Annotated in this window: 6 protein-coding genes; 4 read left to right on the plus strand and 2 right to left on the minus strand. The window is 40.3% G+C overall.

Annotated elements, in window-relative coordinates:
- Positions 1–43: 43 nt before the first annotated feature.
- The 3 genes from AC1DSE_RS32320 (at position 44) to AC1DSE_RS32330 (ending at position 1,656) form a co-directional block, all read left to right on the plus strand.
- Positions 44–424 (plus strand): LytTR family transcriptional regulator DNA-binding domain-containing protein, encoded by a 381-nt coding sequence (locus tag AC1DSE_RS32320; RefSeq protein ID WP_441887249.1) that lies wholly within the window; start codon positions 44–46, stop codon positions 422–424.
- Positions 425–505: 81 nt separating this feature from the next.
- Entirely contained in the window at positions 506–904 is a 399-nt protein-coding gene (locus AC1DSE_RS32325; protein WP_477512714.1) for a transposase, read from the plus strand.
- Complete coding sequence (locus AC1DSE_RS32330; RefSeq protein ID WP_477528842.1) at positions 820–1,656, plus strand: IS3 family transposase; 837 nt, start codon at positions 820–822, stop codon at positions 1,654–1,656. Before AC1DSE_RS32325 ends, AC1DSE_RS32330 begins: the two co-directional genes overlap by 85 nt.
- Before the next feature lie 100 nt (positions 1,657–1,756).
- On the opposite strand, the gene AC1DSE_RS32335 is transcribed toward AC1DSE_RS32330, so the two are convergent.
- Positions 1,757–2,674 carry an aldo/keto reductase gene (locus AC1DSE_RS32335; protein ID WP_430061836.1) on the minus strand — a complete coding sequence of 306 codons (918 nt, stop codon included), beginning with the start codon at positions 2,672–2,674 and terminating at the stop codon, positions 1,757–1,759.
- Between the two features lie 320 nt (positions 2,675–2,994).
- On the opposite strand from AC1DSE_RS32335, the gene csaA reads away from it, so the two are divergent.
- Positions 2,995–3,324 (plus strand): chaperone CsaA, encoded by a 330-nt coding sequence (gene csaA, locus AC1DSE_RS32340; RefSeq protein WP_441882001.1) that lies wholly within the window; start codon positions 2,995–2,997, stop codon positions 3,322–3,324.
- Between the two features lie 49 nt (positions 3,325–3,373).
- On the opposite strand, the gene AC1DSE_RS32345 is transcribed toward csaA, so the two are convergent.
- A partial coding sequence (locus AC1DSE_RS32345; RefSeq protein ID WP_477528841.1) for a polysaccharide deacetylase family protein occupies positions 3,374–3,729 on the minus strand: 356 nt, incomplete at its 5' end.

Here is a 3,729-nt window from a genome sequence, read left to right on the forward strand (position 1 = left end):
GAACACTTGGGTCGCCTTAAAATTTATAGTACTCTTATAATATATGCATAAGTTAACAGTCACGCGAGATGCTTATGGGGAGTCAGGAATATATAATATATCCTGTGATATAGTCAATTACATGGAAAGCGAGTCTAATAAAAAAAGGATTTTAGTTCATACTCCTTATGAGAATTACTATATGATGGGGACATTGAAATATTGGTCTGTTGTGCTTAATACTAGTGGATATAAATTTTTAGATTTGGATAGGAATATTCTAGTTAATGTAGATAATATAGTTTTGATGAGTAATACTACAAAGGAAGTATATTTTGATTTGAAGATAGATAAAAATTCTATGAAATGTGGAATAGCTTTTCATAAATACTCAAAGTATAAAAGAATTATCTTATCGTTTAATCCTAACATAATAATAGTTTAGTGAAGGTGAAGTGCACCCCTTAGAATAGACATTGGAAAAACCCCTAGGTTATTCCGATGAAATTCTAGGGGGTGTATTTTTGTGGCGGTTAAAGGGCAAAAGTTTAAGCATTATGAAGATACAACGAAAGTGGAGGCAATCCGCTTACATGTTGAAGAGGGATGGTCGTATCAAAAGATAGCGGATCACCTAAATATTAATGACAAGAATCGTGTGAAGATTTGGATGAGGAAATATAGACAGCTCGGTGAATATGGACTACTGGATCAGCGAGGACGTCGTGAGGAATACATCGATCAGGATAGATACGTTCAAAAGCTTAAACGAGATAATCAGATGCTAAAAAAGTGTTTGGAAATCTGGATGCGGGAGGTACAAAAACGAAATATMGTGTCATTGAAGCAGCAGCAGAATCCTACCCTCTTACTGAACTCTGCAAATTGTTTGGCGTCTCCAGAAGCGGATACTACGCCTACTTGAAGCGCAAAGTTATAGATCGCGATGGAGATCTCAAGGCATTAATTAAACGAGTGTATACGAAGTACAATGGCGTATATGGATATCGGCAGATTCAAATGCATTTACTTCAGGACCATGAAAAACGTGTGAATCACAAGAAAGTTCTTAGGCTTATGCAAGAGATGGGGATTCGCTCTAAGATGCGTCAGAAGCGACGTCAGAGCTATAAAACCACAGTAGGAGCACGCGTTGCGGAAAACCTGCTTCAGCGGGAGTTTAAAGCGGATAAGYCTAAACAAAAGTGGGTAACGGATGTCACTCAATACCGCGTAGTCGATACATGGATATATTTATCTGCCATTAAGGATTTGTATAACGGAGAACTCATTGCTTCTCATATGAGCCTTCGTAATGATAACCAACTCGTTCTTCAAACCTTTGAGAAAGCGTTTAAAAAGGAAACAGACGTGACTGGATTGATCGTTCACAGCGATCAAGGATTCCAGTACACGTCCTACGATTACCAAGACATGCTGCTGAAGGTTGGCGCCCGAATCAGCATGTCCCGCCGAGGCAATTGTTATGACAATGCCTCTATGGAGAGCTTTTTTTCGCATTTAAAAGCGGAAGCACTCTATCCTTATCATATCCGAAKTTTAGAAGAGGCACAAAGGAGAATTGAAGAATATTTGCATTTCTATAATAACGAGCGACCGCAGAGAAAACTAAAAAAACTGACGCCTGTTGCTTACAGACGTCAGCTTTCTGCCTAGGTGTTTTTTGCAATGTCTACAAATAGGGGTCTTGACCATAGCGGCTTGAGGTTTCCTTGTTTTATAGTAGCAAGACGGAATATCTCACCCTATGCTTCTGTTAAGGAAGAATGTTTCCGGCAGCACGATAAATGGCATACCATTCTTCGCGTGTCAAATGAACTTCGCTCGCATTGCAGCAATCGTTCAGGCGGTCAAGATTCATTGTACCGATAACCGGTTGCATATGCGCAGGGTGGCGCAAAAGCCATGCAATAGCAATTGTTGTATTGCTAACATTGTATTTTTCAGCAATTTCATCGATTTGTTTATTCAATTCCGGGAACTTATCGTTCCCAAGGAATACGCCTTCAAAAAATCCATATTGGAAGGGAGACCAAGGCTGAATCGTAATATCGTTCAGTCTGCAATAATCGAGGATACTGCCATCACGGTGCACAGCAGCATCATTTTCCATATTTACGTTAAATCCGCTCGAAATCATAGTCGCGTTCGTAATGCTTAGTTGCAACTGGTTAGCGACTAGAGGCTGCTTCACCGATTTCTTCAGAAGTTGAATTTGCATTGGTGTTTGATTGGATACGCCAAAATGGCGTACTTTACCAGAGCTTTCAAGGCGATCAAAAGCTTCAGCTACTTCTTCCGGCTCGACTAATGTATCTGGACGGTGCAAAAGCAGAATGTCCAAGTAATCCGTTCTCAGTCGCTTCAAAATTGCATCTACCGATTCTAAAATATGTTCTTTGGAGAAATCGAACATGCCAGGACGAATGCCGCATTTTGATTGTAAAATAATCTTCTCGCGAACTTCATCGTTCATATGAATAGCATCTGCGAATATTTCCTCACAAGTTCCACCGCCATAAATATCAGCATGGTCAAAGAAATTCGCACCTTTATCTAGCGCCGTCTGAACAAAACGTTCGGCACCGGTCTTGTCCAGCGAATTAATACGCATGCAACCGACTGCAATCACCGGCACCTCTAGTGTACTGCTTCCAAGCTTCATCGTCCTCATGATTTAAGTCCTCCTTCGAGATTGGTTAGCTTTGTTTAATGGATTCATCGCAAATAGAAGAGTGTTCTATTTGTTGCTGCACAAACTATGTAAACGCCTTCCTAAAACAATTGTGCCTTATGATTGTCTCACAAAAGGCCGCCGTATTTCAATGTTTACAAAAAGGATAAAATGATATATGTGTCCGCTGGTCGTGAGCACGGCATCTCTATCCATGCGGTCTGGTATTTACATACAAACGTGAATTCGGTATTCTGGAAAAATAGTTTCAACTTGGAAGGTATTTAATCACGACTTTTTATTAATTGGGGGCAGCAAATATGGTGACAATTGAGGATTTCATGAAATTAGATATTCGTATTGGTACGGTTATTCATGCAGAACCTTTTCCAGAAGCTCGAAAACCTGCAATAAAATTAGAAATCGACTTTGGGGATTTTGGTGTCAAACATTCATCGGCACAGATCACAGAACGGTATGAACCAGAACAGCTTATTGGCCGTCAAGTTGCCGCAGTAATGAATTTTCCTGTTAGACGTATTGCGGGCTTTAAATCCGAGGTGCTTGTCATTGGTGGAGTCCCATCGGAGGGTGATGTAGTTCTTTTAAAGCCTGATCAACCCGTTCCGAATGGGACGCCAATTGCGTGAGGAAGTTCATCAAAAAAAGAACAGGTTGCCGATATAATCGGCAACCTATTTAGCTTTCCACGTTCACACGTCGACAGCGATCGTAGCAATTAAAGTTATAGGGCTCCATGTCAGCTTCGATTTTTTTTGGTACATAACCATCGTTTGTTAAGTTGGTAAGAAGTTTAGTTAAATGCTTTGCTGTTTCTGGTAGGTCATGCATGAGCACGATAGGGGTCACATCATATTTCTCTAATTTTTGTATCTGAGAAATTGTCGTTTTAATATAATCTTTGCTTGAAATAGACCAGTCGCTGCTGTCCACGTTCCAATCCCACAATTTATACCCGTTGTCACTTAAAACCTTCCTGAATGAATCCGTTAAATAAGGTACACTGCCGTAAGGCGTACGAATTAGAACCGATG

The organism is Paenibacillus sp. 01L418 (assembly GCF_056400045.1).

Coding starts and splice junctions, on each gene's coding strand:
- AC1DSE_RS32335 (WP_430061836.1), bottom strand. CDS start 2,674: ATGAGGACGATGAAGCTTGGAAGCAGTACACTAGAGGTGCCGGTGATT.
- AC1DSE_RS32320 (WP_441887249.1), top strand. CDS start 44: ATGCATAAGTTAACAGTCACGCGAGATGCTTATGGGGAGTCAGGAATA.
- csaA (WP_441882001.1), top strand. CDS start 2,995: ATGGTGACAATTGAGGATTTCATGAAATTAGATATTCGTATTGGTACG.